Here is a 26587-nt window from a genome sequence, read left to right as displayed (position 1 = left end):
TGCTAGGTCGAGCGCTTGGGTCCGCCCTCATCGGTCCGGTTCCTGACGGTGTCTGACGCGTCACTGTCCTCGACCACGGCGAGCCTGCCGATGACGAGCCCCCGATCCTCCATCTCGTCGAGGAGGTCGCGCAGCTCGCCGCGCACGAAGTCACGCGTCGCGGAGTCGCGCATGGCGATGCGCAGGGCCGCCACCTCGCGGGTGAGGAACTCGGTGTCGGCGAGGTTGCGCTCGTCACGGGTGCGGTCCTGCTCGAGCATCACTCGGTCGCGGTCGGCCTGCCGGTTCTGCGCGAGCAGGATGAGCGGCGCGGCATACGACGCCTGCAGGCTGAGCATGAGCGTGAGGAAGATGAACGGGTAGTTGTCGAAGCGCCAGTCCATCGGCGCGAGGAGGTTCCACAGGACCCAGACGAGGACGAAGAACGTCATCCCGATGAGGAAGTAGGCCGTCCCCATGTAGCGGGCGAACCTCTCGGAGAGCACACCGAAGGCCTCCTCGGTGAGGGCCTCCGGTCGGCTGATGAACTGCCGGCGGGCCTCGCGCGGCTGGTCCAGGCGTGGCGCGCGGTCGCGGCGCTCAGCCATGCGGGATCACCTCGTGCGAGCCCGTGACCTCGTGGCGGTCCTCGCGCCAGTCGTCCGGCAGCAGGTGGTCGAGCACGTCGTCGACGGTCACGGCCCCCAGGAGCAGGCCGTTCTCGTCGACGACGGGCAGCGCGATGAGGTCGTAGGTCGCGAGCATGCGGGTCACCTGGCCGACGGTCGCCTCGGTCGTGACCGGCTCGACGTCCCTGTCGAGGATCGTGCCGATGGAGGCATGCGGTGGCTCGCGCAGCAGCCGCTGGATGTGCACCATGCCGAGGAACTTCCCGGTGGGGGTCTCCAACGGGGGGCGGCAGACGAAGACCGTGCACGCCATCGTCGTCGACAGCTCCTGACGCCGCACCACGGCGAGCGCCTCGGCGATGGACGCGTCGGGGCCGAGGATGACCGGCTCGGTCGTCATCAGGCCACCGGCGGTGTTCTCGTCATAGGTGAGCAGGCGCCGCAGATCGGCGGCCTCGTCGGGCTCCATGAGCTGCAGGAGCACCTCCCGGCGCTCCGTGGGGAACTCCGCCAGGAGGTCGGCGGCGTCGTCGGGCTCCATGGCCTCGAGGACGTCGGCGACGCGGTCGTTGCCGAACCCGGCGATGAGCTCGACCTGCTCGTCCTCCGGGAGCTCCTCGAGGACGTCGGCGAGCTGGTCATCGGCCAGGGCGGCGGCCACCTCGGCCCGTCGCTTGACCGGGAGGTCGTGGATGGCCTCGGCGAGGTCGGCCGGCTTGAGGTCCTCGTAGTGCTCGAGCAGGCGCGCCGCACTCTGCTCGTCCGCCGTGTCACGCAGACCCGTGACGTCCTCGACGGGCACGACGAAGGTCTCGCCGCGGCGCCGGCCGAGGCGGGTGAGGGAGCTGCGGGTGGAGGTGCGGCGCACGAAGACACGGGTGACCGACCAGCTGCGGGCATTGTCGCGCTCGAGTCCGATGTCCTCGACCGTGGCATCGACCTGCTCCCCGTGCTCATCGCGCACCCTCACGCGGCGCTCGATGAGCTCGGCGAGGACGAGGGTCTCGTTGGGGCGCTGCTCGAAGCGGCGCATGTTCACCAGGCCGGTCGTGATGACCTGGCCACCGTCCACGGAGGTCACGCGGGTCATGGGGACGAAGACGCGGCGGCGGCCGGGCACCTCGACGACGAGGCCGATGACCCGCGGTCTCGACCGCTGCACGCTGAAGGTCAGGACGACGTCCCGCACGCGACCGACAGGATCGCCCAAGGGGTCGAACACGGCGAGCTCGGCCAGTCGGCCGACGAAGACGCGGGTGTTCGTGCTCACGAACGACAGGCTAGCCGGGTCCGCGTCCGCGCCAGTGCCACGGCCGCCAGCGCGCCGTGGCGCCCCGGCCGGGGGAGACTGGCGCTCGTCCCGACCCCGAGTCGTAGGCTCCGGGACCTTCTTCGGGTATGCCGTGTGGCGCGATCACGGAGATCGTCGCGCCTTCGCGCCAGCGGGCGAGCGTGTCACCGATGGCGTTGAGCCGGTTGGCGCGCAGGACCTCGGCGGCGGCCTCCCACTCGTCGCTGGTGGGATCCACCGTCCTCGCCGTGGCCCGCAGGCGCAGGAGGCGGCCACCGTTGTCCTTGCTGCGCAGGATCACCGTCACCTCGTCGGGCAGGGGAGGAAGGGTCTGCTCGCCGTCCCCGGAGACGACGTGGATGGCCGGGCCCGTGCCGCGGGCGTCGCCGTCGTCGTGCCACACGAACCAGACGGCGTGGCTGTCGCCGCCGGGCAGCTCGACCCACAGGACGCTGGACTTGCTCGCCGCCTCGGCGAGCAGGCGTGTGACATTGACGGAGGCCTGTCCGGGGGTGGGGGCGTTCGGCGAACCGCTCACGGCGTGAACTGTCTCATAACGCACGGCGCCGCGTCACTGCTAGCGTCCGGGCTCATGCGCTCACCCAAGGACTTCTTCAGCCCTCTTGCGGTTGGTGCCCCGGCACCCGTGCGTGAGGTGCCCGCCCGCCCCAGTCGGATGATCCACTTCTTCGACCCGAGCAACGAGAAGATGGCGGCCAAGATCCCGTCGATGGTCGGCTCGGTCGACGTGCTCCTCGGCAACCTCGAGGACGCGGTCAAGGCCGACAAGAAGGAAGCCGCCCGTCAGGGGCTGGTCGACATCGCGAAGGCGACTGACTTCGGGGACAGCACTCAGCTGTGGACGCGCGTCAACAGCCTCGACAGCCCGTGGGTCCTCGACGACCTCATCACCCTCGTCACCGAGATCGGCGACAAGCTGGACGTCATCATGGTCCCCAAGGTGCAGGGGCCCGAGGACATCCACTACGTCGACCGGATCCTCGCCCAGCTCGAGGCCCGGGCCGGCCTGACGCGCCCGATCCTCGTCCACGCCATCCTCGAGACCGCCCGGGGGATGGCCAACGTCGAGGCGATCGCCGGAGCCTCACCGCGCATGCAGGGCATCAGCCTCGGCCCGGCCGACCTGGCCGCGGACCGCCGGATGAAGACCACCCGTGTGGGGGGTGGCCACCCCGGCTACCTCGTGCGCCAGGACCCGGCCAAGGACCTCGGCGAGGGCGTGGACCCGGTCACGGCCGAGCGCACGACCTACCAGCAGGACCTGTGGCACTACACGATCGCCCGCATGGTCGACGCGTGTGCCATGCACGGGATCTTCCCCTACTACGGCCCCTTCGGTGACATCAAGGACGTCGTCGCGTGCGAGGACCAGTTCCGCAACGCCTTCCTCCTCGGCTGCGTCGGCACGTGGTCGCTGCACCCGGTGCAGATCGAGATCGCCAAGCGGGTCTTCAGCCCCTCCGCCGAGGACGTCGCCCATGCCCGCCGTGTCAAGGAGGCCATGGGCGACGGCACCGGTGCCGTCATGCTCGACGGCAAGATGGAAGACGACGCCTCGCTCAAGCAGTGCCTCGTGATCCTCGAGCTCGCCGACCGTCTCGGCTCCAACGACCCCGAGCTCGCCGCCCTGTATGCCGTCGACGCACCTGACGCTCCCGACGCGGAAGGCGCGGCGTCCTGATGGGCGAGCAGACGGCATACGCACCGCGTCGTTCGGTTCTCTACATGCCGAGCTCGAACGAGCGCGCCCTCGAGAAGGCAAAGTCGCTGCCGGTCGACGGGCTCATCCTCGACCTCGAGGACGCGGTTGGTCCGGACCACAAGGAGTCAGCGCGCCAGAACGCCTGTGCCGCAGCGGCATCGGGCGACTACGGCCAGCGCGAGGTGACGATCCGGATCAACGGCATCGGCACCCAGTGGCACGAGGCCGACCTCGCCGCGGCAGCCGCGGCAGGGCCGGCGGGTGTGGTTGTGCCCAAGGTGGGCTCGGCTGACGAGGTGCGCTCGCTGGTGGCCGGGCTCGAGGCCGCCGGGGCACCTGACCACACGATGCTCTGGGCGATGATCGAGACGCCCGAGGCCGTCTTCAACGTGCGCGAGATCGCTTCTGCCTCACCGCGGCTGGCCGTCCTCGTCATGGGGACGAACGACCTCGTCAAGGAGCTGCACGCGGACCACGTGGCGGGCCGCGGCCCCCTGCTCACCTCGCTCCAGCTGTCGCTGCTCGCCGCCCGTGAGGCCGGTATCGCGATCCTCGACGGCGTCTACAACGACGTGAAGGATGCCAAGGGCTTCGAGGCCGAGTGTGTCCAGGGCCGCGACTTCGGCTTCGACGGCAAAACCCTCATCCATCCCGGCCAGGTCGAGCCCTGCAACGCGATCTTCGCGCCGACCGAGGAGTCCGTCGCCGAGGCCCGCGGCATCCTCGAGGCATGGGAGGCCGGTGCCGGCAGCGGCGTCGTCACCCACAACGGGCGGATGGTCGAGAACCTCCACGTCGACATCGCGCGGCGGGTCCTGGCCGTCCACGAGGTCATCACCAGCCGCTGACCCAACGGGGTGTGGGTGGCTCACCAGGCGGAGCCCGCAGCCGTTGCGGCGACGTCACCGAAGAGGGTGTCGGCGTCGACGTCGAGCCCTCGGCGGCGGAACCACTCGCACATGACGCGCACGTCGCGCTCGAGGAACTCGAAGCCGTGCGGGTTGCCGACGACGTCGACGATCTGCGGCCAGTCGATGACGACGAGCCGCCCCTCGTGCACGAGGGCGTTGTAGGGCGAGAGGTCACCGTGCGCCCAGCCCTCACCAGCGAGGGCGAGGACGACGTCGCGGAACTGCTCGAAGAGCTCGGCCAGCAGATCGGGCGACGGCTTCGTCTGCACGAGCCGGGGTGCCGCCTCGCGACCGCTGCCGAAGAACTCCATGAGCATCTCGGTGTCGCTGAGCTGGACGGGATAGGGGACGGGCAGCCCCAGCTCCCACAGCTTGCCCAGAGCCTCGAACTCCGCGAAGGCCCACTGGCCGGCGATGAGGCTGCGGCCGAACGTTGTCCGCCGCTGCATGGCCCGCATGTCGCGGGTCTTGCGGACGCGACGGCCGTCGAGGTACCCGCTGTCGCGGTGGAAGAGGCGGTTCTCGGCGCCCCGGTAGCGCTTGGCTGCCAGGAGTGAGTCGACGGCCGGTGCGTCGGTGCCCTCGGGCAGCCACCGGCGCACCAGGTGGACGTCGGCCTCCTTGCCGGTCTTGAGCACGCCGAGATCGGTCTCGACGGCGCCGAGGGCCGTGATGACCCAGTCGGGTCGCGGTGTGGGGCCGTGCATCGCACCGTCCCAGCTGGACCACCGCTCGCCCTCGGGAGGCGTGTCGGGGCAGGTGTTGCTAGCGAAGAGGGGCGACTCCGTCGCGGCCTCGGAAAACGTGGTCATGGGACTCCATCGGGGAAGGGATGTGGGCACGGGAGCGGCCCGGGACAGTCGTGGACATGTCGCGCCTCCTCGGGAGTCGGTGCACAGCGGCGTATGCCGTGCGGTTGCCAACCAGCGTCCCACCCGGGCGCGCCCCGCGCCACCGACTTGTTGCGACTTCGCGCAGTTCGCTCGCTGCGCTCGCAGCTGCGCCAAGTCGCAACAAGTCGAGGCTGGTGGGGTGGGCGGGATCACGCACCGAGCGGGTTCAGCGGGAGGTGGGCGGACGGCATACTCGACAGGGTCCTGCCCAACCCTCTCGAAGGCGGCTCTCACGCATGTCTCGGCTCCAGCGCACCGAAGGTCTCACCGACGAGCAGAGCGAGCTCATCAAGCTCGTGCGGCAGTTCGTCGAGGAGCAGATCATCCCCGTGGCGCAGGACCTGGAGCACGCCGACGAGTACCCGACGGAGATCGTCGAGGGCATGAAGGAGATGGGAATCTTCGGGCTGATGATCCCCGAGGAGTACGGCGGTCTGGGGGAGTCCCTGCTCACGTATGCGCTGTGCGTGGAGGAGATCGCGCGCGGCTGGATGTCGGTGAGCGGCATCATCAACACGCACTTCATCGTCGCCTACATGTTGCTGCAGCACGGCACCGAGGAGCAGAAGCAGCGCTACCTGCCGCGGATGGCGACCGGTGAGGTCCGGGGTGCGTTCTCGATGTCCGAGCCGGGGCTGGGCTCCGACGTCGCGGCGATCAAGTCCAAGGCTGTCGCGGGCGAGGGTGAGGGTGAGGACCAGAAGTGGTCGGTCAACGCGCAGAAGATGTGGCTGACCAACGGCGGCTCGTCCAACCTCGTGGCAGTGCTCGTCAAGACCGACCTCGGGGAGTCCGACAGCCCCTACAAGAACATGACGACCTTCCTCGTCGAGAAGGAGCCCGGCTTCGGCCAGACCGCCCAGGGTGTCACGGTGCCCGGCAAGATCGAGAAGATGGGCTACAAGGGCGTCGACACCACGGAGCTCGTGCTCGAGAACCACGAGACGACGTCGGCCCAGATCCTGGGCGGGGTGCCCGGCAAGGGCTTCTACCAGATGATGGATGGCGTCGAGGTGGGCCGGGTCAACGTCGCGGCGCGCGCCTGTGGAGTGTCGCGTCGGGCGTTCGAGCTCGGGATCGCCTACGCGCAGCAGCGTGAGACCTTCGGCAAGCAGATCGCGCAGCACCAGGCGATTCTGTTCCGCCTCGCCGACATGGCGACCAAGGTCGAGGCCGGCCACCAGATGATGGTCAAGGCAGCGCGTCTCAAGGACAAGGGCGAGCGCAACGACCTCGAGGCGGGCATGGCGAAGTACCTCGCGGCCGAGTACTGCGCCGACGTCGTCGAGCAGTCCTTCCGCATCCACGGTGGGTACGGCTACTCCAAGGAGTACGAGATCGAGCGCCTCTACCGTGAGGCGCCGATGCTGCTCATCGGCGAAGGCACGGCAGAGATCCAGAAGATGATCATCGGCCGCCGGCTCCTCGAGGAGTACGCGCTCAAGCGCTGATCCGGTGACGGTGACGGTGGTCGCCCGGGCGAGCGGCCGGCATACGACGTCTTGGTATGCCGGTCAGCCACCTCCCAGCGGCCGCCCAGCCGGGAGTGGGAGAATGAGGGCATGAGCACCCAACCGACCCGTGGTCTCGGCGCGGCCGCGGCCAAGCAGCTGTTGTCCCTCGACTACCCCATGTCGCTGGGCGTCCACGACACCTACGCCTCAGCGCAGAAGGCCGTCGACTACCTCTCCGACCACGATTTCCCCGTCGAGAACGTCCTCATCGTCGGCACCGACCTCAAGCAGCTCGAGCGGGTGACCGGTCGGCTGACCCGCAGCCGGATCCTCCTCGGCGGGTTGCTGTCGGGTGCGTGGCTCGGGCTGCTCATCGGGATCATCTTCGCGCTGTTCGACACCAGCGGTTTCTCGTGGGTCTCGGTCATCGCCACGGTGATCTTCGGGGCCGTGTTCGGCGCCGTGTGGGCGCTGGTCGGCTACTCGTTCACCGGTGGAGAGCGTGACTTCACCTCGGTGACCCAGGTGGTCGCCACCAAGTACGAGGTACTCACCGAGCACAAGTACGCGACTCGCGGGCGTGAGCTGCTGACCGAGATGGACCCCATGGCCGCGGCGCAGGCGCAGGTCCAACGCGCGCAGGAAGAGGCGCGCCGAGCGCGAGAGGCCGAGGGCCCGGCTTCGACCAACTGACCCGCCCGGCCCGTGGCAGGGGTCTAGCGTGAGTGCCATGGATGCTCCTCCCACGACGCCGCTCGAGCCGCTGCCCGAGGACTTCTCCTCGGTGCTGTGCGTCGTCGCGCACCCCGATGACATCGAGTACGGGACGGCGGCAGCCGTCGCGAAGTGGACCGCAGCGGGCAAGACGGTGACCTACTTCCTCCTCACCCGGGGTGAGGCGGGCATCGACACCATGTCGCCGGCCGAGGCGGGCCCGGCGCGTGAGGCCGAGGAGCGCGCGAGTGCTGCCGTCGTCGGCGTCACCGAGGTGGACTTCGGCGACCACCGTGACGGCAACGTCGAGTACTCCCTGGCTCTGCGTCGAGACATCGCCCGCGAGATCCGTCGTCGCACGCCGGATGTCGTCATCACCGGCGACTACGGCAACCGGTTCGTCGGCGGGATGCTCAACCAGGCGGACCATCGTGCTGTGGGGCTCGCGTGCGCGGATGCCGTCGCCGACGCCGGCAACCGGTGGATCTTCCCCGAGCTGGTCGACGAGGGCTTCGAGCCGTGGAACGTGGGCATCCTCGCCTTCGCGGGCCCGATGGCGCCGACGCACTACGTGGATGTCTCCGACAAGGTCGACGTGGCGGTGGCCTCGCTCGAGGAGCACGCGGCCTACAACGCCGCGCTGCCCGACGACTTCCCCAAGCCGGCACAGCTCGTGCCGATGATCCTCGAGATGGGCGCCCAGGCGGCGCAGGCCGAGGGCGTGACCCACGCCCTGGCGCTGGACGTCGTCATCCGCCGCTGAGAACACCAACTGATTGCCCGTTCGGCCGGTTCGTCGCTGCGCTCCTCCCCTGCCGAACGGGCAGTCAGTTGGTCAAGAGGCTAGGCGTTCTCCTCGCGGACCTCGGCGATCCACGCCTCGACGTCAGCGCTCGCGCGCGGCATCGCGGCCGACAGGTTCTCGTTGCCGTCCTCGGTGATGACGATGTCGTCCTCGATGCGCACGCCGATGCCGCGGAAGCGCTCGGGAACCTTGAGGTCGTCGGCCTTGAAGTAGAGACCGGGCTCGACCGTGAGCACCATGCCCGGCGTGAGCTCGGCGTCCATGTACTCGGTGCGGGTGGCGAGAGCGCAGTCGTGCACGTCGATGCCGAGGTGGTGCGAGGTGCCGTGCACCATCCAGCGGCGGTGGTACTGGCCGTGGTCGGTGTCCAGGGTGTCCTCGACCGACACGCCCTCGGGGAGCAGGCCCCACGCGTGGAGGTGCTCGGCAATGACGCGGATGGCGGCCGCGTGGATGTCGGAGAACTTCGCCCCCGGCTGGGCCGCCGCGATTCCGGCCTCCTGGGCGGCATACACGGCGTCGTAGACCTCGCGCTGCGCGTCGGTGAAGGTGCCGCTCACCGGGAGCGTGCGGGTGATGTCGGCGGTGTAGAGGGAGTCGACCTCGACGCCGGCGTCGAGGAGGACGAGGTCGCCTTCGGCCACGTCGCCCGTGTTCTTGATCCAGTGCAGCGTGTTGGCGTGGTCGCCGGACGCGACGATCGAGTCGTAGCCGACACCGTTGCCCTGGTGGCGGGCGTGGAGTCCGAAGACGCCCTCGATCCAACGCTCACCGCGACCCAGCTCGACCGCGGTGGCGAGCTCGGCGATGACGGCCTCGAACCCGACGTGGGTCCCGGCGACCGCCTCACGCATCTGCTCGATCTCGAACTCGTCCTTGGTCAGACGCAGCTTCGACAACGCGTGGGCGAGTGAGTCGTCGTGCTCCTCGAGCGTCTCCTCGGCCGCGCCGTTCTCGACGCGGGCGGCGTCGAGGGTGCGGGTCAGGTCACGGTCGGCGTCGCGGACGAGCCGCACGGTGACCTCTCCGGCGTCCTTGGCCGCGGCGGCCTCGAACTCGTCGATGTGGCGGGCGGTCAGTCCCAGCTCCAGCTCGATGTCGGCCAGGCTCGGACGCGCGCCGACCCAGAACTCGCCATAGCGGGCGTCGGCGAAGAAGTCGTCGCTGTCGCGCTCGCCCAGGGGGCGGAAGTAGAGGATCGCCTCGTGCCCGTCATCGGTGGGCTCGAGCACCAGCACGGCATCGGGCTCGCGGTCGGCGCCCAGCCCGGTGAGGTGGGCGAAGGCGCTGTGCGGGCGGAAGACGTAGTCGGTGTCGTTGCTGCGGACCTTGAGCCCGCCCGCGGGGACGATGAGCCGCTGCTTCGGGAAGGCGGCGCTCACGAGCGCACGTCGCGCCGCGGCATACTGCGCTGCGGGTGACTGGCCCCCCGCCTGCGGTCGACGGTCAGCCCAGTCCTCACGCACGAAGCCGCGGAACTCCTCGGTCGTCGGGCGGGCGCGGTTCTCTGCCTTCTTCTGCTCTTCGCTCACCCACCTATGGTGGCACGCGTGAGTGCCTACGACGGAGCCACCTTGGGTGAGCGCATGCGCAACCACTTCGGTGGGAGCACGGAGCACCTCTACGGCGTGCTTCTGCGTGACCTCGCGCGGGACTGGGACGCCGGCGGGGTGGCTCGCGAGATCCTCAGCGGCCACGAGGCGACACCCCCGGAGACATGGTGCAGCTGCGCCTGCTCGCCGGCATCCACCGCATCGTCCTGCGCGGAGATGCGCCCGAGCTGGCCGACTTCTATCCGTCCGTGGGCGGAACGGCCGACCGGTCTGCCGTGTGGCCGGCTCTGGAGCCCGTGCTTCGTGCGCACGTGCCCGAGCTGCGGGCGGCGCTCGAGGTCGCGCCGCAGACGAACGGGGTCGGGCGCTCTGTCGCCCTGCTGGTCGGGCTGTCAGAAGCGGTGCGACGCACGGGCCTTCGCCGGGTGCGTCTCCTCGAGCCCGGAGCGTCGGCCGGGTTGAACCTCCTCGTGGACCATTTCCGCTTCGAGGGCGACGGGTGGTCGGCGGGCCCGGTCACTGCCTCGTTCGTGTTGAAGGGGTGTGCCGCACCGGGATTCGTGCCGGCCGACTTCGAGGTCGTTGCACGGCGCGGGTGCGATCTCGACCCCTTCGACGGCACGACGGACGAGGGTGCGGCCCACCTGCGCTCGTTCATCTGGCCGCACATGCCCGAGCGTGACGGCCGGCTCGTCGCTGCGCTGACGACGCTCCGTGAGCACCCCGTGACGATCGACCGCGCCGGCGCGGCCGACTGGGTGCGCGAGCAGCTGGCGAGCTCCGAGCACGGGTCCGACGACGTGCTCACCGTGGTGTGGCACTCCATCACGCGTCAGTACTGGCCTGCTGCGGAGTGCGCGTCGATGATCGCCGCCATCGACGAGGCCCGCTCACGCCTACCGGTGGTGCGGGTCGCGCTCGAGGACCCCGACCCGCTGCCGACCACGAGCACGTGGCGCCCGCAGGTCGAGGTCGACGACGACGTCATCGGCCACTGCACCTATCACGGCCCGCCCCTGACCCTGGTGCCCGCCCACTGACCGTCCGTTTCTCACCCAATTCCCGGGTTACACACATGTGTGTAACCCGGGAATTGGGTGAGAAACGCACCAACCTCAGAGTGCGGCGTCGGGAGCGCGTCGCCGGGCCAGGTCGGCGCTCTCGTCGTCGGGCATCGTCTGGCTCGACATCTCGGCCTCGACGCGGCGGTGATAGATGTCGAGCTCCTCGGCGACGCGGGCGTCGTCCCACCCGAGGATCGGCGCCGCGAGGGCAGCCGCATGGGGCGCGGCGGTGAGCCCACGGTCGCGGGCCTCGATGGAGATGCGCGTGCGCCGGGTGAGGATGTCGGTGAGGTGCACCGCGCCCTCGGTCGCCGCGGCGAAGACGATCTCGGCCTTGAGGTGGGTCTCGCCACCGGGCAGCAGCTCGCCGAGATCGGGGCGGGCGTTGATCAGGGTGATGAGCTCCTTGGTGAGCGTGCCGTAGCGCTCGAGGAGGGTCTCGATGTGCTCCTGGTCGATGCCTGCCGAGCGGGCAAGGATCTGGGGCCGCTCGCTGAGCCACTCCCAGCCGATTGCACCGGCGAGGGGCACCTTGTCGGTGGAGGACTCGGCGACCTCCTGCTCGAAGTCCTTGACCGCCTCGTCGACGGCGTCCTTGGCCATGATCCGGTAGGTCGTGTACTTGCCGCCGGCGACGAGCGTGAGCCCGGGGAGCGGTGTGGCGACGACGTGCTCGCGGGACAGCTTGGTCGTCGCATCGTTCTCGTCGCCGGAGATCAGCGGTCGCAGACCGGCATACACGCCGTCGATGTCGTCACGCGTCAGGGGAGTGACGAGAACCGAGTTGACCGTCTCGAGGAGGTAGTCGATGTCCGCGGAGGTGGCAGCCGGATGGGACTTGTCGAGGTTCCAGTCGGTGTCCGTGGTGCCGATGATCCAGTGCTCGTCCCACGGGATGATGAACAGGACCGACTTGTTGGTGCGCAGGATGACGCCCGTCTCGGAGGTGATCCGGTCACGGGGGACGACCAGGTGGATGCCCTTGCTCGCCCGCACCTGCAGAGGTCCCTCGTCGCCGATCATCGTCTGGATCTCGTCGGTCCAGACGCCGGCCGCGGCAATGACGCGCCGGGCGCGGATGTCGAACTCCTCGCCGCTCTGGTGGTCCCGCGCGCGCACGCCGATGACCTGCTTGCCGTCCTCCGACCGCAGCATGCCGACGGCCGCGACCCGGTTGACCACGTGGGCTCCGTGCATGGCAGCGGTCCGCGCCAGCTCGAGCACGAAGCGGGCGTCGTCGACCTGGGCGTCGTGGTACTGGATCGCACCCGTGAGGGCGTCGGGGCGCAGGCTCGGCATCAGCCGCAGGGCGGCCTTCTTGCCCAGGTGCCGGTGGCGGGGAAGGCCCGCGGTCTGGCGCACACCGAACGCGAGCCCGTCATAGAGCGCGATGCCCGAGCCGACGTAGAAGCGTTCCCACGCGGGCTTGCTCAGCGGGTACATGAACGGCACCGGGCGCACGAGGTGTGGGGCGATCGTGTTGAGGAGGAGGCGTCGCTCCTGGAGGGCCTCGTGGACGAGCCCGAAGTCGAGCATCTCGAGGTAGCGCAGCCCGCCGTGGATGAGCTTGCTCGAGCGTGAGCTCGTCCCGCTCGCGTAGTCACGGGCCTCGATGAGGCCGGTCGAGAGGCCGCGGGTCACCGCGTCCAGCGCCACCCCGCAACCGACCACGCCGCCACCGACGACGAGGACGTCGAGCTCCTCGCCCGACCGCAGCCGCTCCAGGGTGGACGCACGCGCCGCGGGAGAAAGGGTCACGAGGAGCAAGCATAGGTGCCGCCCTCCTCGGCGTCGGGGGACGCCGTCAGTCGACCTCGACCCAGTCCAGGGTGCGCCCGACCGCCTTCTGCCACCCGGCATAGCCGTTGGTGCGTTGTTCGTCGGACCACTGCGGTTCCCAGTGCTCGGCCTCGGCCCACTTGTCCCTGAGCTCGTCGGTGCCGGCCCAGAAGCCGGTGGCCAGCCCCGCGGCATACGCGGCTCCCAAGGCGGTCGTCTCGGCGACGACCGGCTTGCTCACCGGGACGCCGAGGATGTCGGCCTGCAGCTGCATGCAGAGCCGGTTGGCCGTGACGCCACCGTCGACCTTCAGCGTGGTCAGCGTGACGCCCGAGTCGGCGGCCATGGCGTCGACGACGTCGCGGCTCTGGTAGCAGATCGCCTCCAGCGTCGCGCGGGCCAGGTGGGCGTTGGTGTTGAAGCGCGAGAGCCCGACGATGGCGCCGCGCGCGTCGCTGCGCCAGTAGGGGGCGAAGAGGCCGCTGAACGCCGGCACGAAGTAGACGCCACCGGTGTCCTCGACCTGCGCGGCGAGGGTCTCGACCTCCGACGCGCCGGAGATGATGCCGAGCTGGTCGCGCAGCCACTGGACCGCGCTGCCGGTCACGGCGATCGAGCCCTCGAGCGCGTAGACCGGTGCCGCAGAACCGAGCTGGTAGGCGACGGTCGTGAGGAGGCCGTTGTCGCTGCGCACGAGCTCGGTGCCGGTGTTGAGCAGGAGGAAGTTGCCGGTGCCGTAGGTGTTCTTCGCCTCGCCCGGCTCGAAGCAGACCTGCCCGACCGTGGCTGCCTGCTGGTCGCCCAGGACCCCGGTGATCGGCACCTGCGCGGTGCCCCGCTCCCCGGACGTCATCCCGTATGCCGTGTCGTCACTGCTCGCGTGGATCTCGGGAAGCATCTGGCGCGGGATGCCGAAGAAACCCAGCAGCTCGTCGTCCCAGTCGAGCGTGGTGAGGTCCATGAGCATGGTGCGGCTGGCGTTGGTGACGTCGGTGGCGTGGATGCCACCGCGGGGGCCGCCGGTGAGGTTCCAGACGAGCCACGTGTCGGGGGTGCCGAAGATGGCGTCGCCGCGCTCGGCCGCCTCGCGCACTCCGTCGACGTTCTCGAGGATCCACTGGACCTTGCCGGCCGAGAAGTAGGTGGCGGGCGGGAGGCCTGCCTTGTGGCGGATCGTCTGCGCGCGCTCGTCCGCGTCGAGCGCCTTGGCGATGGAGTCGGTGCGGGTGTCCTGCCAGACGACGGCGTTGTAGTACGGGCGGCCCGTGCGCCGGTCCCACACGATGGCGGTCTCGCGCTGGTTGGTGATGCCGATGGCGGCGAGGTCGGTGGTGGCGAGTCCGGCTCGGGTCAGGGCGCTGCCGATGACGGTCTGCGTGCGGTCCCAGATCTCCAGGGGGTTGTGCTCGACCCAGCCGGCACGGGGGAGCACCTGCTCGTGCTCGAGCTGGTGGCGGGCGACCTCACGACCGTCGTGGTCGAAGACCATGAAGCGGGTGCTGGTCGTGCCCTGGTCGACTGCGCCGATGAAGTCCGCCATGCCGGTCACCCTATGACGCGTCACCCGCCACCCCCCGATGCCCCGATGACGCGGAAATCGGAGATGTGCCCGGTTGCAACAGGGCACATCTCCGAATTCCTGGCTCGGACCATGGCCTGTGGATGACCGCGGAGCCACGCGAGCGATGTCGGCCACCATGGGTGGGATGAACGCCCGCCTGCTCGCCATCGCCACGTCCCAGGGCGGCGTCTTCAGCACCCACGATGCCCGCGGCGTGGATGTCGAGGACACCGAGCTGCGGGCGTTGGTCCGGGCCGGAGACATCGTCCGGGTTCGGCGAGGCGCCTACGTCCTGGGCACCGCGTGGGCGACCGCTGAGCACGAGGAGTGCCTGAGACTGCGGACCATGGCCGTGGCGCGGACGCGACGCGAGGACGTCGCGACACACCAGGCAGCTCTCGCCCTGCGGCATCTGCCCCTGCACGGTGTCCGCCTGGACGTGGTGGACCTGCAGGGCAAGGTGGGTCGAGTGCGACTCTCCGCTGGGCTGCGCACCGCGCCGGGCCGCCTCCCTGACACTGATGTGGACGGCGTGAGATGCGTTTCACTCGAGCATGCCATCGTTCAGGTTCTGCTCCGGTCCGGCCTGGAGGCGGCCCTCCTGCCTCTCGACGCTGCGTTGCGCACAAAGAAATGCACCCTGGAGCGGGTCGAGGCAGCCGTCGCTCTGCTCGTGCCACACACCCGCAAGGCGCTCGGACAACGCCTCCTCGAGCTGGCCGATGCCCGCAGCGACTCCCCGGGGGAGACCCGCACTCGTCTGCTGCTCCATGACCTCGGCCACCAGTGGCGCAGCCAGGTCATCATCTGCGACGACAACGACGACTTCGTGGCCAAGGTGGACTTCCTCGTGGAGGGTCGCGTCGTGGTGGAGTTCGACGGCCTGAACAAGTACGCCGGGGCACAGGGGCATGGGGCACTGGCTGCTGAGAAGCGACGCGAGGACAGGCTGAGGGCGCTGGGCTACGCCATCGTGCGACTCACGTGGGCCGACCTCGCCAAGCCGGATCGGGCGGCGGCCATGCTCCGACGCGCCCTGGCGGCCTGAGGCTGACCCGAAATCGGGGATGTGCCCGGTTGCAACCGGGACGATCACCGATTTCCGCGTCATGGGGGAGCCCGGAGAGGGTAGGCGCGGGCGGGAGGGCTGTGAGGGAACGCACGCGGCATACGTGATGTGTCGACGCGAGGGGCACGCAAGGATGGGCGGCATGCAGTTCGGACGCAGCTATGAAGAGTTCGAGGTCGGAGCGACCTACAAGCACTGGCCCGGCAAGACGGTCACCGAGTTCGACGACCACATGTTCTGCCTGTTGACCATGAACCACCACCCGCTCCACCTCGACACCAACTACGCGTCGGAGACGACGCAGTTCGGCAAGAACGTCGTCGTGGGCAACTACGTCTACTCGATCCTGCTCGGCATGTCGGTGCCCGACATCTCCGGCAAGGCGATCGCCAACCTCGAGATCGAGTCCCTGCGCCACGTCGCCCCGACGTTCCACGGCGACACCCTCTACGGCGAGACCCGCGTCCTCGACAAGTGGGAGTCCACGTCCAAGGACGACCGTGGCGTCGTCCACGTCGAGACGATCGGCTACAACCAGGACGGCAAGGTCGTCTGCATCTTCCGACGCAAGGTCATGGTCCCGAAGGACAACTACCTCGAGTCGCGGGGCGGCGAGCAGCCCGGTCGCCCGGTGCCGCAGCCCGACAAGCACTGGCCCGGCCCCGAAACCACTGGCACGACCTGACGTTCCGCTGACAGGCTGGGGACCATGACCTCACGCCTCATGCACACGTCCGTCGACTCCCGCGACGCCCACGCCCAGTCGATCTGGTGGGCTGAGGTGCTCGGCTGGTCACAGGACCCGCAGGACCCCAACCTCCCCGGCCACGAGGAGTGCATGATCTTCAGCCCCGACGGGCGCCAGCGGGTGCTCTTCATCGAGGTGCCCGAGGGCAAGACGGTGAAGAACCGGCTCCACTTCGACCTCACACCCACCGACCGCACGCGCGAGGAGGAGGTGGAGCGGCTGCTCGCCCACGGCGCGACGATGCACCAGGACCTGCGCGAGCCGGACGGTGGCTGGGCAACCCTCCTCGACCCGGAGGGCAACGAGTTCTGCGTCCTGCGCAGCGAGTCCGAGCGACCGGACCCCTACTCGCACCTCGTGGTCTGAGTCGCCTCAGCCGCCCCTCACTCCACCGCGTCGGTATGCCGTGTGCCCGCCTTGTCGGTCCACGTGACCTTCGTGACGAGCGGGCCCGAGTCGGTCCCCGGAGCAGTGGCCTGCCCGTAGGCGACCTCGCCGGTTCCCAGTGACTTCACGGTGACCTTGGTGTGCGTCTGCGCATGGGCCCACGTGAAGCTCACGTCGCGCGCGCCCTCGGGCAGCAGGGTGGCCGAGGTCCATGCCCATGCCCCGTTGTCCGGCCGCTCGCCGTAGCCCATGGTGGTGGTCGCCTTGCGGCTGAGCGGCCTGGTGGAGCCGCCCCGCCCGCCGGCCATGAAGACGCCCATGACGCCGGACTCCCTGGAGATGAAGAACCGGTCCCCTCCCGCGATCGGGACGGTGGGGAGCATCGTGCCGTTGGCCGAGCGGACCTCGTCGGCGGCGTTGGTCCAGATGGTGTCGACGTAGTTCTCGGTCTGGCCGGGCTCGTCGAACTTCAGCGCGACCGCCTGGAAGTCGGTCCCGGGAAGCGGCTGGGTGTCCTGCGAGACGCCACCCTTGAAGCCGTCCCTGGTGATCGTCAGGAACTGGTCGGCGTCCGCGGGCGCGGTGCCGAGCATGACCCCCTCGGCTCCCGAACCGGTGCCCATCGAGACGACGTCCGCGGAGGCGCTGGATCCGGCGAGCTGCTGGCGCGTCGCGCCCGAGCCCTTGTAGAAGACGATGTTGGGCTGGTCGGCCGGCGCACCCGGGCGCACCTCGACCGACCAGGCGCCGTCGAAGAGTGCGGCCGACACGCGCTGGTCCGAGGCCGAGGACGACGACGTCGGTGGGCCGGCCGGGAGCGCCTCACCGCCGACCCCTGTGCCGATGGTGGCGAAGGCGACAGCCGCGGCCGCAGCAGCGGCACCGAGGCCAAAGCCGGTGCGGCGCATGGTGCGTCGGCGCAACCGGCGGCGCCCGCCCGCGTGCACGGAACGTTCGTCGATGGACATGGAGGGCGTGGGAGGAGCTGCGAGGAGGTCGAGGATCGGGTCAGACATGACGTTCTCCTTGGGTGACGAGCAGGGTGCGCAGTCGGGTGAGTCCTCGTGACGTCGAGGACTTCACCGTGCCGGTGCTGACGTTGAGGGCGTCGGCCGTCTCCCGCTCGGAGAGGCCGACGTGGTGGCGCAGGACGACGCACTGGCGCTCGCGCACGGGGAGGGAGGCCAGCGCCTTCGACAGCTCGTCGGCCAGGGCGATGTGCTCGGAGCGGTCGGTGCTGCCCGCCTCGGGAACCTCGTCGGTGAGGCGTTCGCGCCAGCGACGGCGGTGCGAGTCGGTGTGCAGGTTGACGAGCACCCGGCGGGCGTAGTTGTGGGTGCCGCCCGGCTCGATCCGTGGCCAGGCGACGTAGACGCGTTCGAGGGTCTCCTGCACCAGGTCCTCGGCGCTCGAGGCACCACCGGTGAGCAGCCATGCCAGGCGCAGCAACCGGCCGGAGCTCGATCTCATGAACTCGTCGAACGAGCCGTCGTCGCGACTGTTCACGACACCACCTTCTTCCCGCATTGCCGGACCGGACGCCCCTGATACGGGGAACCCGAGCGAAAGGTTGTCATGGTGCTGTGACTTCCGCGGCGTGCGGGCTTGGGGGCCGTGGGGCCCGCATAGGGTACGAGCGTGACGATCGACCTGCACGCCCACTCGACCGCCAGCGACGGGACCGAGAGCCCGGCCGAGCTGGTCGCTGCAGCCAGGGCGGCCGGGGTGACGATGCTGGCCATCACCGACCACGACACCACCGCCGGGTGGGCGGAGGCGGTGGAGGCGGCGGTCCGGCTCGGGGTGCAGCTGGTTCGGGGGATCGAGATCTCGTGCAGCCGCGACCACCGCAGCATCCACCTGTTGGGCTACCTGCCCGACCCCGACGACCCGCGCCTGGCCGCCGAGCTGGCCCGCGCTCGCGACAGCCGGGTGACACGGATGGACCGGATCATCGAGCGCATGGCCGACGACGGCATACCGGTCACGGTCGAGGAGGTGCGCGCCCAGGTGGCGCCCGGGGCGACCCTCGGGCGGCCGCACCTGGCCGACGCCCTCGTGGCGAAGGGGATCGTCGAGGATCGCGACGCGGCCTTCCGGGACCTGCTGCACGACGGGAGCAAGTACTACGTCGGTCACTACGCGCCGGACCCCGCGACGGCGATCGCGCTCGTGCGCGACGCCGGGGGAGTTCCCGTGCTCGCACACCCCTTTGCGATGCGGACGGCCACGATCTCCGACGAGCTGGTCGAGGAGCTCGCGGCGGCCGGGCTGGCCGGCCTCGAGGCACACCACCGTGACCACGAGCCGGGCGACGTGGAGCGGGCCCTGCGCCTCGCGGACCGCCACGACCTCGTCGTCACGGGGAGCAGCGACTACCACGGCACCGGCAAGCTCAACCGGCTCGGCGAGCACACGACGGACCCGCGCGAGTGGTCCCGTATCGTCGAGCAGTCCCACGGCGTGAAGGTGGTCCAGCCATGACCGAAGCCGCCTCGCGGCGCAGCAAGGCAGGGGGCGAGGGTGACCTCGTCCTCACCCTGTCCTGCCCCGACCGCCCCGGCATCGTCGCGGCCGTGAGCCAGCACCTCTTCGAGCGCGAGGCCAACATCGAGGAGAGCCAGCAGTTCAGCGACCACCGCACGGGTCGCTACTTCATGCGAGTGCGCTTCGATACCGGCGACGTGACCGTGGACGTGGAGCTCTGGCAGCGTGAGTTCGCCGCTGTCGCAACCGAGTTCGAGATGGCGTGGGAGCTGCGCAAGGCGGTCACGGCATACCGGACGCTGGTGATGGTGAGCAAGTTCGGTCACGTCCTCAACGACCTCCTCTTCCGCTGGAAGTCCGGTCAGGTCAACGCCGACATCGTCGGGATCGTCAGCAACCACACGGACCTCGAGCCCATGGCGCGTTCCTACGGGATCCCCTTCCACCACATCCCGGTGACGCGCGAGACCAAGCTCGAGGCCGAGGCTCAGCTGCGTGAGGTCGTCGCCGCCCACGACGTCGAGCTCATCGCCCTGGCCCGTTACATGCAGGTGCTGAGCGACGACCTGTGCCGTGACCTGGGTGGTCGCGTCATCAACATCCACCACTCCTTCCTGCCGAGCTTCAAGGGTGCCAAGCCCTACCACCAGGCCTACGCACGCGGCGTCAAGGTCATCGGGGCGACGGCGCACTACGTCACCGCCGACCTCGACGAGGGCCCGATCATCGAGCAGGACATCCACCGCGTCGACCACCGCATGGAGGCCGAGGACCTCGTCTCCGCCGGCGAGGAGGTCGAGTCGCGGGTGTTCTCCCGCGCCGTGCGCTGGCACTGCGAGAGCCGCATCATCCTCAACGAGGACCGCACCGTCGTCTTCAGCTGAGGTGAGTCCACCTGTGGACGGCCGGCTCGCGCTGTCGGTCGCGCTGGCTAGGTTGGTCCCGTGACCGACGTGGAGACCGGGAGGCCGGTCCAGAGCGAGTTCGCGGGCATGCCGCCGAAGCTGTATGCCGCGAGCCCATCGCGCCTGCTCGCTCACCTCGACTGCCCCCGTCGTTATCGGATGCAGTACCTCGACAAGCCACGTCCCGAGCAGCGGGCGCAGCGGGCGCACACGTCCTTCGGCCTGGCCGTCCACAACGCGCTGCGCGACTGGTGGGACCTGCCGCGCGAGCGGCGCACCGCCTCGGCCGGGCGCGAGCTCGTCCGCACGTCCTGGATCGACGTCGGCTTCCGCGACCCGGAGCAGTCGGGTGCGTGGCGCAAGCGGGCACAGGAGCACGTCGTCGCCTATCTCGCCGGAGTCGACCCCGACGACCCGCCCCGCGGGATCGAGCGCACCGTGTCGTTCGTCAGCGGCGCCCTGCGCGTCACCGGGCGCATCGACCGCCTCGACGACCGCGACGGTGAGCTCGTCGTCGTCGACTACAAGACGAGCCAGAAGCCGCTGGGTGAGGACGATGCCCGCACCTCCCTGCCGATGGCTCTGTATGCCGCGGCCGTGTGGAAGATGTTCCGTCGCCCGTGCCTTCGGGTCGAGCTCCACCACGTCACCTCCGGTGAGGTCATCTCGCACACGCACACCCCCGAGTCGCTGACCCGCAAGGTTGACGAGGCGAAGTCCATCGCCCGAGACGCCCAGCGCGCCGACGCCGACTTCGCCGAACGAGGTGTCGAGTCCGCGCTCTTCCCGGCCGTGGTGGGGCCCATCTGCACGTGGTGCGACTTCCGGGCGCACTGCCCCGAGGGGCAGGCCGCCGGGCCCGAGAAGTCGGGCTGGGCCGCCCTCGAGATGGCGGAGACGACACGACCAGATGTTGCGCGGCCCTCTCCCCGGCGCCAGGGCCCGGGACGCGCTACGGTGACCTGACCAGCGCAGACGACGTCGTCGAAGGGGCTCAAGATGGCTTCGAAGGACACCACCTTCCTCGGTTGGCCCGTGCTCCGGCAGCTTGCGAGCGGTGACTTCCTCGGCCGGGGAACCTCCGTGACGTCGCGCCGGACCAGGCACGTCGAGGCGCGCACGACGACGGCAGACCGGGTCGTGCAGAGCGTCTGCCCCTACTGCGCCGTGGGGTGTGGGCAGCGCGTCTTCGTCAAGGACGAGAAGGTCGTCCAGATCGAGGGTGACCCGGACTCGCCCGTGAGCCGCGGGCGGCTGTGCCCCAAGGGAGCCGCGAGCGAGCAGCTGGTGAACTCGCCCTCGCGCCAGACGCACGTGCTCTACCGTGCGCCGCGAGCCAAGGAGTTCCAGCGGATCGAGCTCGACCAGGCGATCGACATGGTGGCCGACCGCTTCCTCGAGGCCCGTCAGCACGGCTGGCAGGAGTTCGACGACAAGGGCCGGCGCCTGCGCCGCACGATGGGCATCGCCTCGCTCGGGGGAGCCACCCTCGACAACGAGGAGAACTACCTCATCAAGAAGCTGTTCACCGCGGCCGGTGCCATCCAGATCGAGAACCAGGCGCGTATTTGACACTCCTCCACGGTTCCCAGTCTGGGGACCTCGTTCGGACGTGGCGGAGCCACGCAGTCACTGCAGGACATGGCCAACGCCGACTGCATCATCATCGAGGGCTCCAACATGGCCGAGTGCCACCCGGTGGGCTTCCAGTGGGTGTCCGAGGCCAAGGCGCGCGGCGCCCGGGTCATCCACATCGACCCCCGCTTCACGCGCACCTCGGCGATCGCCGACACCCATGTCCCGATCCGGGCCGGTTCGGACGTCGTGCTCCTCGGTGCGCTCATCAACCACGTGCTCTCCAACGACCTCTACTTCCGTGACTACGTCGTGGCGTACACCAACGCCGCGACGCTCGTGAACGAGGACTTCGTCGACACCGAGGACCTCGACGGGGTCTTCAGCGGCTACGACCCGCAGACCGGCAAGTACGACATGTCGTCCTGGGCCTACGCCGAGGGTGACGGCAACGGTGGCGACGGCAACGGTGGTGACGGCGACGGCAAGGTCGAGGAGCCGGGCGGTGGCGACGAGCACGGCTCGGAGAAGTCCGACCGTGCAGCGCCCCACAGCCACGGCGCTGCAGGAGCGCCCATGGAGCACGCCAACGTCGTGCGCGACGAGACCCTCCAGCACCCACGCAGCGTGTTCCAGATCCTCAAGCGGCACTACGCCCGCTACACGCCGGAGATGGTGAACGACCTCTGTGGCATCCCCGTCCACCAGTTCCACGAGATCGCCAAGGCGATTGCCGAGAACTCCGGACGCGAGCGGACGACCTGCTTCGCCTACGCGCTCGGCTGGACCCAGCACAGCCTCGGTGCCCAGTTCATCCGCACCGCGGCCATCCTCCAGCTGCTCATGGGCAACATGGGTCGGCCCGGCGGCGGGATCATGGCCCTGCGCGGGCACGCGAGCATCCAGGGCTCGACCGACATCCCCACGCTGTTCAACCTCCTGCCGGGCTACCTGCCCATGCCGATGGTGGGCCAGCACGACACGCTCGAGGAGTACCTCACCTCGATCTCCTCGCCGCGCCAGAAGGGCTTCTGGACCGAGGCCGACGCCTACACGGCCAGCCTGCTCAAGGCGTGGTGGGGCGATGCGGCCACCGCGGAGAACGACTTCTGCTTCGACTACCTCCCGCGGCTGTCCGGTGCGCACGGCACCTACCAGAGCACCATGGCGATGATCGACGACGAGGTGGACGGCTTCTTCGTCCTGGGGCAGAACCCTGCCGTGGGTTCGGCCCACGGCAAGATGCAGCGAGACGCGCTGTCGCACCTCAAGTGGCTCGTCGTGCGCGACTTCCAGCTCATCGAGACAGCGACGTTCTGGAGGGACGGCCCCGAGGTGGCCTCGGGGGAGACCAGCCCCGAGGAGATCGACACCGAGGTGTTCTTCTTCCCGGCCGCCAACCACGTCGAGAAGTCGGGAACCTTCACCCAGACCCAGCGGATGCTCCAGTGGCACCACCAGGCGATCCGGCCCGCCGACGACGTCCAGAGCGAGCTCGACTTCTTCCACGAGCTCGGCGTGCGGATCCGCGAGCGGCTCAAGGACTCCACCGACGAGCGCGACCGCCCGCTGCTGGACCTCACGTGGGACTACCCGACCGACGAGCACGGCGAGGTGGACGCCGAGGCGGTGCTGCGCGAGATCAACGGCTACCACGTCACCGGTGAGCGGGCGGGCGAGGTGCTCGACAAGTTCGTCGACATGCGCGCCGACGGCTCGACCGCCGGGGGCTGCTGGATCTACACCGGCGTCTTCGCTGGTGGCATCAACCGCTCCAAGAACCGCGTCCCCGGCCAGCAGCAGGACGACGTGGCACCGGAGTGGGGATGGGCATGGCCCATGAACCGTCGCGTCCTCTACAACCGCGCCTCGGCCGACCCGCAGGGTCGCCCCTGGAGCGAGCGCAAGAAGTACGTCTGGTGGGACGAGGAGCAGCGCAAGTGGGTGGGCAAGGACGTCCCGGACTTCCCGATCGACCGGGACCCCTCCTTCCGGCCGGACCCGGATGCGGGCGGTCCCGCCGCCATCGCCGGCGACGACCCCTTCATCATGCAGGCCGACGGCAAGGGCTGGCTCTTCGCACCCAAGGGCATGGTGGACGGGCCGCTGCCGACCCACTACGAGGCCCAGGAGTCGCCGGTCTCCAACTCGCTCTACACCCAGCAGAGCAACCCCAGCCGTCTCATCTATGCGCGCAAGGACAACCTCTGGAGTCCGTCCGGTACGCAGCCGGGCTCCGACGTCTACCCGTTCGTCTTCACGACCTACCGGCTCACCGAGCACCACACGGCCGGAGGCATGAGCCGCTGGCTGCCCTACCTCTCCGAGCTCCAGCCGGAGATGTTCTGCGAGGTCTCGCCGCAGCTCGCGCAGGAGCGCGGCCTGGTCAACGGGGACTGGGCGACGATCATCTCCGCCCGCAGCGCGATCGAGGCCCGCGTCCTCGTGACCGACCGGGTACGACCGCTGACGATCAACGGCCACACGGTGCACCAGATCGGGCTGCCCTACCACTGGGGTGTGGGCAAGGACGCCGTCGTCGAGGGAGACGGCGCCAACGACCTGCTCGGCGTCGTGCTCGACCCCAACGTCCAGATCCAGGAGTCGAAGGTCGGCTCGTGCGACATCCGGCCGGGACGCCGGCCGCGCGGCGAGGAGCTGCCCCGGCTCGTCGCCGAGTACCAGTCCCGGGCCGGCACCACGGTCGAGACGGGCACCGAGCACGCGAACCCGGTACCCGAGGACATCAGGCGTCGACGGGCCGCCACCCTCACGTCCGACGAGAGCGAAGGTGGGAGCTCATGAGCTATCTGCAGCGACAGCTGGGCGGTCGCACCGACCCCGCCCAGGATGCCGGGTGGCAGGACGCCCCGGGGCGCAAGGGCTTCTTCACCGACACCTCCATCTGCATCGGCTGCAAGGCGTGCGAGGTGGCCTGCAAGGAGTGGAACGCGATCCCGCTCGACGGTCTCGCGCTGTCGGCCAACTCCTACGACAACACCGGTGACCTCGGCGCGAGCACGTGGCGACACGTCGCCTTCGTCGAGCAGGACGCGGACCGCATCGCCGCCGCCCGCGAGTCCGGCCGGCGTCTGGTCGAGCTCGGCATGCCCGGTGTCGGGGCGCCCGCGCAGGCGGCGACACAGGGTGGCGCGCCTGCCGGCTACGGCGTCCTCCCGGCCCCCGTCGAGGACCACGGCCCGAGCCTCGGTGACATGCTCACCGAGACACGCGCATTCGAGGACAGGTCGCCCGAGGACGGGGCGTCCCACGGCACCACCGTCGACGGCACCCCGATGGTGGGGGCTCTGCCCGAGTTCCGTTGGCTCATGGCCTCGGACGTCTGCAAGCACTGCACCCACGCCGGATGCCTCGACGTGTGCCCCACCGGTGCCCTCTTCCGCAGCGAGCACGGCACGGTCGTCGTGCAGGCCGACATCTGCAACGGGTGCGGCTACTGCGTCGGGGCCTGCCCCTTCGGAGTCATCGAACGCCGCTCCGACGCCAGCACCACGGTGCGCGGAGACGGCCACGTGCCCAACATCGGCATCGCGCAGAAGTGCACCCTCTGCTACGACCGCCTCCAGCACGACCAGACGCCGGCGTGTGCCCAGACCTGCCCGACCACCTCGATCCGCTTCGGTGACCGCGACGACATGGTCGAGGCCGCGCGCGCCCGCGTGAGCCAGCTGCACGAGCAGGGTTTCACCGAGGCCCGGCTCTACGGCGCCAACGACGACGACGGCGTGGGTGGTACCGGCTCGGTCTTCCTGCTGCTGGACGAGCCCGAGGTCTACGGACTTCCTCCGGACCCGGTGTGCGCCACGTCGCGCCTTCCGGAGATGTTCCGCACCGCCGGGTATGCCGGCCTCGGCATGCTGGGTGCAGCGGCGGTCGCCTTCCTGGGAGGTCGTTCGTGACGACGTCGGCCTTCGACAGCTATCGCCCACCGGATGAGGGCGGGAGGCGTCGGCGCCGGCCCTCGCTGCGCGACAACGTCTCGGGTGCTGCGCGCTCCATGGCCCGGGGGAGCAGTGGCTGGCTCACTGGAGATGGTGGGGGCCGACGCGAGGCGCAGGCCGTCCCTGACGTCGAGTTCTCCAGCTACTACGGACGTTCCGTCGTCAAGCCGATGCCCTGGAAGCACGAGATCCCCGCCTACCTCTTCATCGGAGGAGTCGCTGCCGGCTCCGGCCTGCTGGGCACCGGGGCCGCAGCCACGGGACTCGACGTCCTGCGCCGACGCAGCCGGCTCACCGCCATGGCGGCGGTGGCAGTGAGCGGGGGTTTGCTCGTCTCGGACCTCGGGCGGCCCGAACGGTTCCTCAACATGCTGCGGACGGTCAAGCTCACCTCGCCCATGTCGGTGGGCACGTGGATCTTCTCCGGCTACTCCGCCTTCACCGGGGTGACGACCGCGGCCGAGCTGGCCCGGATGCTGCCGCAGCGCTCGAGTGGACCCGTGGGCACGGTGCTGCGACTCCTGGACGCCGTGGAGACGCCGGCAGGCGTCGGTCAGGCTCTCTTCGCGGCTCCGCTCGCGGCATACACGTCGGTCCTCCTGTCCGACACCGCAACTCCGCTCTGGTTCGAGAGCCGACGGCACCTGCCGTTCGTCTTCGTGGGTTCGGCCGCCCTGGCTGCCTCGGGGGTGCAGATGGTCCTCTCCCCGGTGGCGCAGGCGGGACCGGCGCGTCGGCTCGCCCTGCTCGGCGTCGCGAGCGACCTGGTCGCCATGCACCGGCTCGAGTCGCAGCTCGAGGAGGACGGTGTCCGCGAGCCGATGGAGACCGGGCACGCCGGGAGGATGCTGCGGACGGCCAAGGCGCTCATCGTGGCCGGGGGACTGGGGACAGTGCTGGCCGGCCGCAGCCGCGCCGTCGCCGTCGTGGCCGGTGCCGCCCTGGCCACTGGTTCGGCCCTCACCCGGTTCGCGATCGTCGATGCGGGTATCGAGTCGGCGAAGGACCCGAAGTACACCGTCGAGCCACAGAAGGCCAGGCTCGAGCAGCGCAGGGCACAAGGAACCGTCGACGACAGCATCGTCACCGTGAGGTGAC

Annotated in this window: 24 protein-coding genes; 15 read left to right on the top strand and 9 right to left on the bottom strand. The window is 69.8% G+C overall.

Going from position 1 to position 26587, the window contains the following annotated elements; translation table 11 throughout:
• Positions 1-2: 2 nt before the first annotated feature.
• Genes ASG74_RS06560 through ASG74_RS06550 form a run of 3 tightly spaced genes read right to left on the bottom strand, consistent with a single transcriptional unit; the run spans position 3 to position 2437 of the window.
• Positions 3-587, bottom strand: coding sequence for a DUF1003 domain-containing protein (locus tag ASG74_RS06560; RefSeq protein WP_056140461.1), 585 nt, complete (start codon positions 585-587; stop codon positions 3-5).
• Positions 580-1878 carry a magnesium transporter MgtE N-terminal domain-containing protein gene (locus ASG74_RS06555; protein ID WP_056140458.1) on the bottom strand — a complete coding sequence of 433 codons (1299 nt, stop codon included), beginning with the start codon at positions 1876-1878 and terminating at the stop codon, positions 580-582. Before ASG74_RS06555 ends, ASG74_RS06560 begins: the two co-directional genes overlap by 8 nt.
• 10 nt (positions 1879-1888) lie before the next feature.
• On the bottom strand, positions 1889-2437 hold the full coding sequence (locus ASG74_RS06550) for a hypothetical protein (protein ID WP_056140454.1): 549 nt from the start codon (positions 2435-2437) through the stop codon (positions 1889-1891).
• 54 nt (positions 2438-2491) lie between these two features.
• Between ASG74_RS06550 and ASG74_RS06545 the strand changes: the two genes are divergently transcribed.
• Entirely contained in the window at positions 2492-3601 is a 1110-nt protein-coding gene (locus tag ASG74_RS06545; RefSeq protein WP_056140451.1) for an HpcH/HpaI aldolase/citrate lyase family protein, read from the top strand.
• Entirely contained in the window at positions 3601-4470 is an 870-nt protein-coding gene (locus ASG74_RS06540) for an HpcH/HpaI aldolase/citrate lyase family protein (protein WP_056140447.1), read from the top strand. The genes ASG74_RS06545 and ASG74_RS06540 overlap by 1 nt, the downstream gene beginning before the upstream one ends.
• A 20-nt stretch (positions 4471-4490) precedes the next feature.
• On the opposite strand, the gene ASG74_RS06535 is transcribed toward ASG74_RS06540, so the two are convergent.
• Positions 4491-5345 carry a serine protein kinase RIO gene (locus tag ASG74_RS06535; protein ID WP_056140444.1) on the bottom strand — a complete coding sequence of 285 codons (855 nt, stop codon included), beginning with the start codon at positions 5343-5345 and terminating at the stop codon, positions 4491-4493.
• 317 nt (positions 5346-5662) lie between these two features.
• On the opposite strand from ASG74_RS06535, the gene ASG74_RS06530 reads away from it, so the two are divergent.
• The 3 genes from ASG74_RS06530 (at position 5663) to ASG74_RS06520 (ending at position 8357) form a co-directional block, all read left to right on the top strand.
• Positions 5663-6877: an acyl-CoA dehydrogenase family protein gene (locus tag ASG74_RS06530; RefSeq protein ID WP_056140441.1), complete on the top strand. Its 1215-nt coding sequence runs from the start codon at positions 5663-5665 to the stop codon at positions 6875-6877.
• Between the two features lie 111 nt (positions 6878-6988).
• Positions 6989-7573: a general stress protein gene (locus tag ASG74_RS06525; protein ID WP_056140439.1), complete on the top strand. Its 585-nt coding sequence runs from the start codon at positions 6989-6991 to the stop codon at positions 7571-7573.
• A 37-nt stretch (positions 7574-7610) separates the two neighbouring features.
• Positions 7611-8357: a PIG-L deacetylase family protein gene (locus ASG74_RS06520; RefSeq protein ID WP_056140436.1), complete on the top strand. Its 747-nt coding sequence runs from the start codon at positions 7611-7613 to the stop codon at positions 8355-8357.
• A gap of 80 nt (positions 8358-8437) precedes the next feature.
• Here ASG74_RS06520 and ASG74_RS06515 read toward each other — a convergent pair whose 3' ends face one another.
• On the bottom strand, positions 8438-9931 hold the full coding sequence (locus tag ASG74_RS06515; protein ID WP_056140433.1) for an aminopeptidase P family protein: 1494 nt from the start codon (positions 9929-9931) through the stop codon (positions 8438-8440).
• A gap of 185 nt (positions 9932-10116) precedes the next feature.
• Between ASG74_RS06515 and ASG74_RS06510 the strand changes: the two genes are divergently transcribed.
• Positions 10117-10992 carry a DUF2332 domain-containing protein gene (locus ASG74_RS06510; RefSeq protein ID WP_056140431.1) on the top strand — a complete coding sequence of 292 codons (876 nt, stop codon included), beginning with the start codon at positions 10117-10119 and terminating at the stop codon, positions 10990-10992.
• A gap of 75 nt (positions 10993-11067) precedes the next feature.
• Here ASG74_RS06510 and ASG74_RS06505 read toward each other — a convergent pair whose 3' ends face one another.
• Positions 11068-12774 (bottom strand): glycerol-3-phosphate dehydrogenase/oxidase, encoded by a 1707-nt coding sequence (locus ASG74_RS06505; RefSeq protein WP_082569570.1) that lies wholly within the window; start codon positions 12772-12774, stop codon positions 11068-11070.
• Positions 12775-12820: 46 nt separating this feature from the next.
• Entirely contained in the window at positions 12821-14335 is a 1515-nt protein-coding gene (glpK, locus tag ASG74_RS06500; RefSeq protein ID WP_056140428.1) for a glycerol kinase GlpK, read from the bottom strand.
• Positions 14336-14501: 166 nt separating this feature from the next.
• Here glpK and ASG74_RS06495 point away from each other — a divergent pair, with 166 nt between their 5' ends.
• The 3 genes from ASG74_RS06495 (at position 14502) to ASG74_RS06485 (ending at position 16539) form a co-directional block, all read left to right on the top strand.
• The gene (locus ASG74_RS06495) at positions 14502-15404 is read left to right on the top strand and encodes a type IV toxin-antitoxin system AbiEi family antitoxin domain-containing protein (RefSeq protein WP_162252786.1); all 903 of its coding nucleotides are present in this window, start codon (positions 14502-14504) and stop codon (positions 15402-15404) included.
• Positions 15405-15567: 163 nt separating this feature from the next.
• Positions 15568-16110, top strand: a complete 543-nt coding sequence (locus ASG74_RS06490; protein WP_200942543.1) for a MaoC family dehydratase — start codon at positions 15568-15570, stop codon at positions 16108-16110.
• 24 nt (positions 16111-16134) lie between these two features.
• Entirely contained in the window at positions 16135-16539 is a 405-nt protein-coding gene (locus tag ASG74_RS06485; RefSeq protein WP_056140422.1) for a VOC family protein, read from the top strand.
• Positions 16540-16556: 17 nt separating this feature from the next.
• Here ASG74_RS06485 and ASG74_RS06480 read toward each other — a convergent pair whose 3' ends face one another.
• Together ASG74_RS06480 and ASG74_RS06475 are read right to left on the bottom strand one after the other, a co-directional pair.
• Positions 16557-17576: a hypothetical protein gene (locus ASG74_RS06480; protein WP_056140421.1), complete on the bottom strand. Its 1020-nt coding sequence runs from the start codon at positions 17574-17576 to the stop codon at positions 16557-16559.
• Positions 17569-18066, bottom strand: a complete 498-nt coding sequence (locus tag ASG74_RS06475) for a SigE family RNA polymerase sigma factor (protein ID WP_056140419.1) — start codon at positions 18064-18066, stop codon at positions 17569-17571. Before ASG74_RS06475 ends, ASG74_RS06480 begins: the two co-directional genes overlap by 8 nt.
• A gap of 132 nt (positions 18067-18198) precedes the next feature.
• Between ASG74_RS06475 and ASG74_RS06470 the strand changes: the two genes are divergently transcribed.
• Genes ASG74_RS06470 through nrfD form a run of 6 tightly spaced genes read left to right on the top strand, consistent with a single transcriptional unit; the run spans position 18199 to position 26586 of the window.
• A complete protein-coding gene (locus ASG74_RS06470) occupies positions 18199-19044 on the top strand; it encodes a PHP domain-containing protein (RefSeq protein WP_056140416.1) in 846 nt (281 codons plus the stop codon).
• Entirely contained in the window at positions 19041-19931 is an 891-nt protein-coding gene (purU, locus tag ASG74_RS06465) for a formyltetrahydrofolate deformylase (protein WP_056140414.1), read from the top strand. The genes ASG74_RS06470 and purU overlap by 4 nt, the downstream gene beginning before the upstream one ends.
• A 60-nt stretch (positions 19932-19991) precedes the next feature.
• Complete coding sequence (locus tag ASG74_RS06460; RefSeq protein ID WP_082569568.1) at positions 19992-20918, top strand: RecB family exonuclease; 927 nt, start codon at positions 19992-19994, stop codon at positions 20916-20918.
• Positions 20919-20951: 33 nt separating this feature from the next.
• Positions 20952-24332, top strand: a complete 3381-nt coding sequence (gene fdh / locus ASG74_RS06450) for a formate dehydrogenase (protein WP_200942542.1) — start codon at positions 20952-20954, stop codon at positions 24330-24332.
• Entirely contained in the window at positions 24329-25447 is a 1119-nt protein-coding gene (locus tag ASG74_RS06445) for a 4Fe-4S dicluster domain-containing protein (RefSeq protein ID WP_056140407.1), read from the top strand. The genes fdh and ASG74_RS06445 overlap by 4 nt, the downstream gene beginning before the upstream one ends.
• Positions 25444-26586: an NrfD/PsrC family molybdoenzyme membrane anchor subunit gene (nrfD, locus tag ASG74_RS06440; protein ID WP_056140404.1), complete on the top strand. Its 1143-nt coding sequence runs from the start codon at positions 25444-25446 to the stop codon at positions 26584-26586. The genes ASG74_RS06445 and nrfD overlap by 4 nt, the downstream gene beginning before the upstream one ends.
• Position 26587: the final 1 nt, after the last annotated feature.

This window comes from Knoellia sp. Soil729 (genome assembly GCF_001427985.1).
GTDB lineage: Bacteria > Actinomycetota > Actinomycetes > Actinomycetales > Dermatophilaceae > Knoellia.
This window is presented reverse-complemented; position numbering and strand designations above follow the sequence as displayed.

Bases quoted from the DNA above. Each gene is read 5' to 3' on its own strand.
- ASG74_RS06560 (WP_056140461.1), bottom strand. From the start codon at position 587: ATGGCTGAGCGCCGCGACCGCGCGCCACGCCTGGACCAGCCGCGCGAG.
- ASG74_RS06545 (WP_056140451.1), top strand. From the start codon at position 2,492: ATGCGCTCACCCAAGGACTTCTTCAGCCCTCTTGCGGTTGGTGCCCCG.
- ASG74_RS06540 (WP_056140447.1), top strand. From the start codon at position 3,601: ATGGGCGAGCAGACGGCATACGCACCGCGTCGTTCGGTTCTCTACATG.
- ASG74_RS06535 (WP_056140444.1), bottom strand. From the start codon at position 5,345: ATGACCACGTTTTCCGAGGCCGCGACGGAGTCGCCCCTCTTCGCTAGC.
- ASG74_RS06530 (WP_056140441.1), top strand. From the start codon at position 5,663: ATGTCTCGGCTCCAGCGCACCGAAGGTCTCACCGACGAGCAGAGCGAG.
- ASG74_RS06525 (WP_056140439.1), top strand. From the start codon at position 6,989: ATGAGCACCCAACCGACCCGTGGTCTCGGCGCGGCCGCGGCCAAGCAG.
- ASG74_RS06520 (WP_056140436.1), top strand. From the start codon at position 7,611: ATGGATGCTCCTCCCACGACGCCGCTCGAGCCGCTGCCCGAGGACTTC.
- ASG74_RS06510 (WP_056140431.1), top strand. From the start codon at position 10,117: ATGGTGCAGCTGCGCCTGCTCGCCGGCATCCACCGCATCGTCCTGCGC.
- glpK (WP_056140428.1), bottom strand. From the start codon at position 14,335: ATGGCGGACTTCATCGGCGCAGTCGACCAGGGCACGACCAGCACCCGC.
- ASG74_RS06495 (WP_162252786.1), top strand. From the start codon at position 14,502: ATGAACGCCCGCCTGCTCGCCATCGCCACGTCCCAGGGCGGCGTCTTC.
- ASG74_RS06490 (WP_200942543.1), top strand. From the start codon at position 15,568: ATGCAGTTCGGACGCAGCTATGAAGAGTTCGAGGTCGGAGCGACCTAC.
- ASG74_RS06485 (WP_056140422.1), top strand. From the start codon at position 16,135: ATGACCTCACGCCTCATGCACACGTCCGTCGACTCCCGCGACGCCCAC.
- ASG74_RS06480 (WP_056140421.1), bottom strand. From the start codon at position 17,576: ATGTCTGACCCGATCCTCGACCTCCTCGCAGCTCCTCCCACGCCCTCC.
- purU (WP_056140414.1), top strand. From the start codon at position 19,041: ATGACCGAAGCCGCCTCGCGGCGCAGCAAGGCAGGGGGCGAGGGTGAC.
- ASG74_RS06445 (WP_056140407.1), top strand. From the start codon at position 24,329: ATGAGCTATCTGCAGCGACAGCTGGGCGGTCGCACCGACCCCGCCCAG.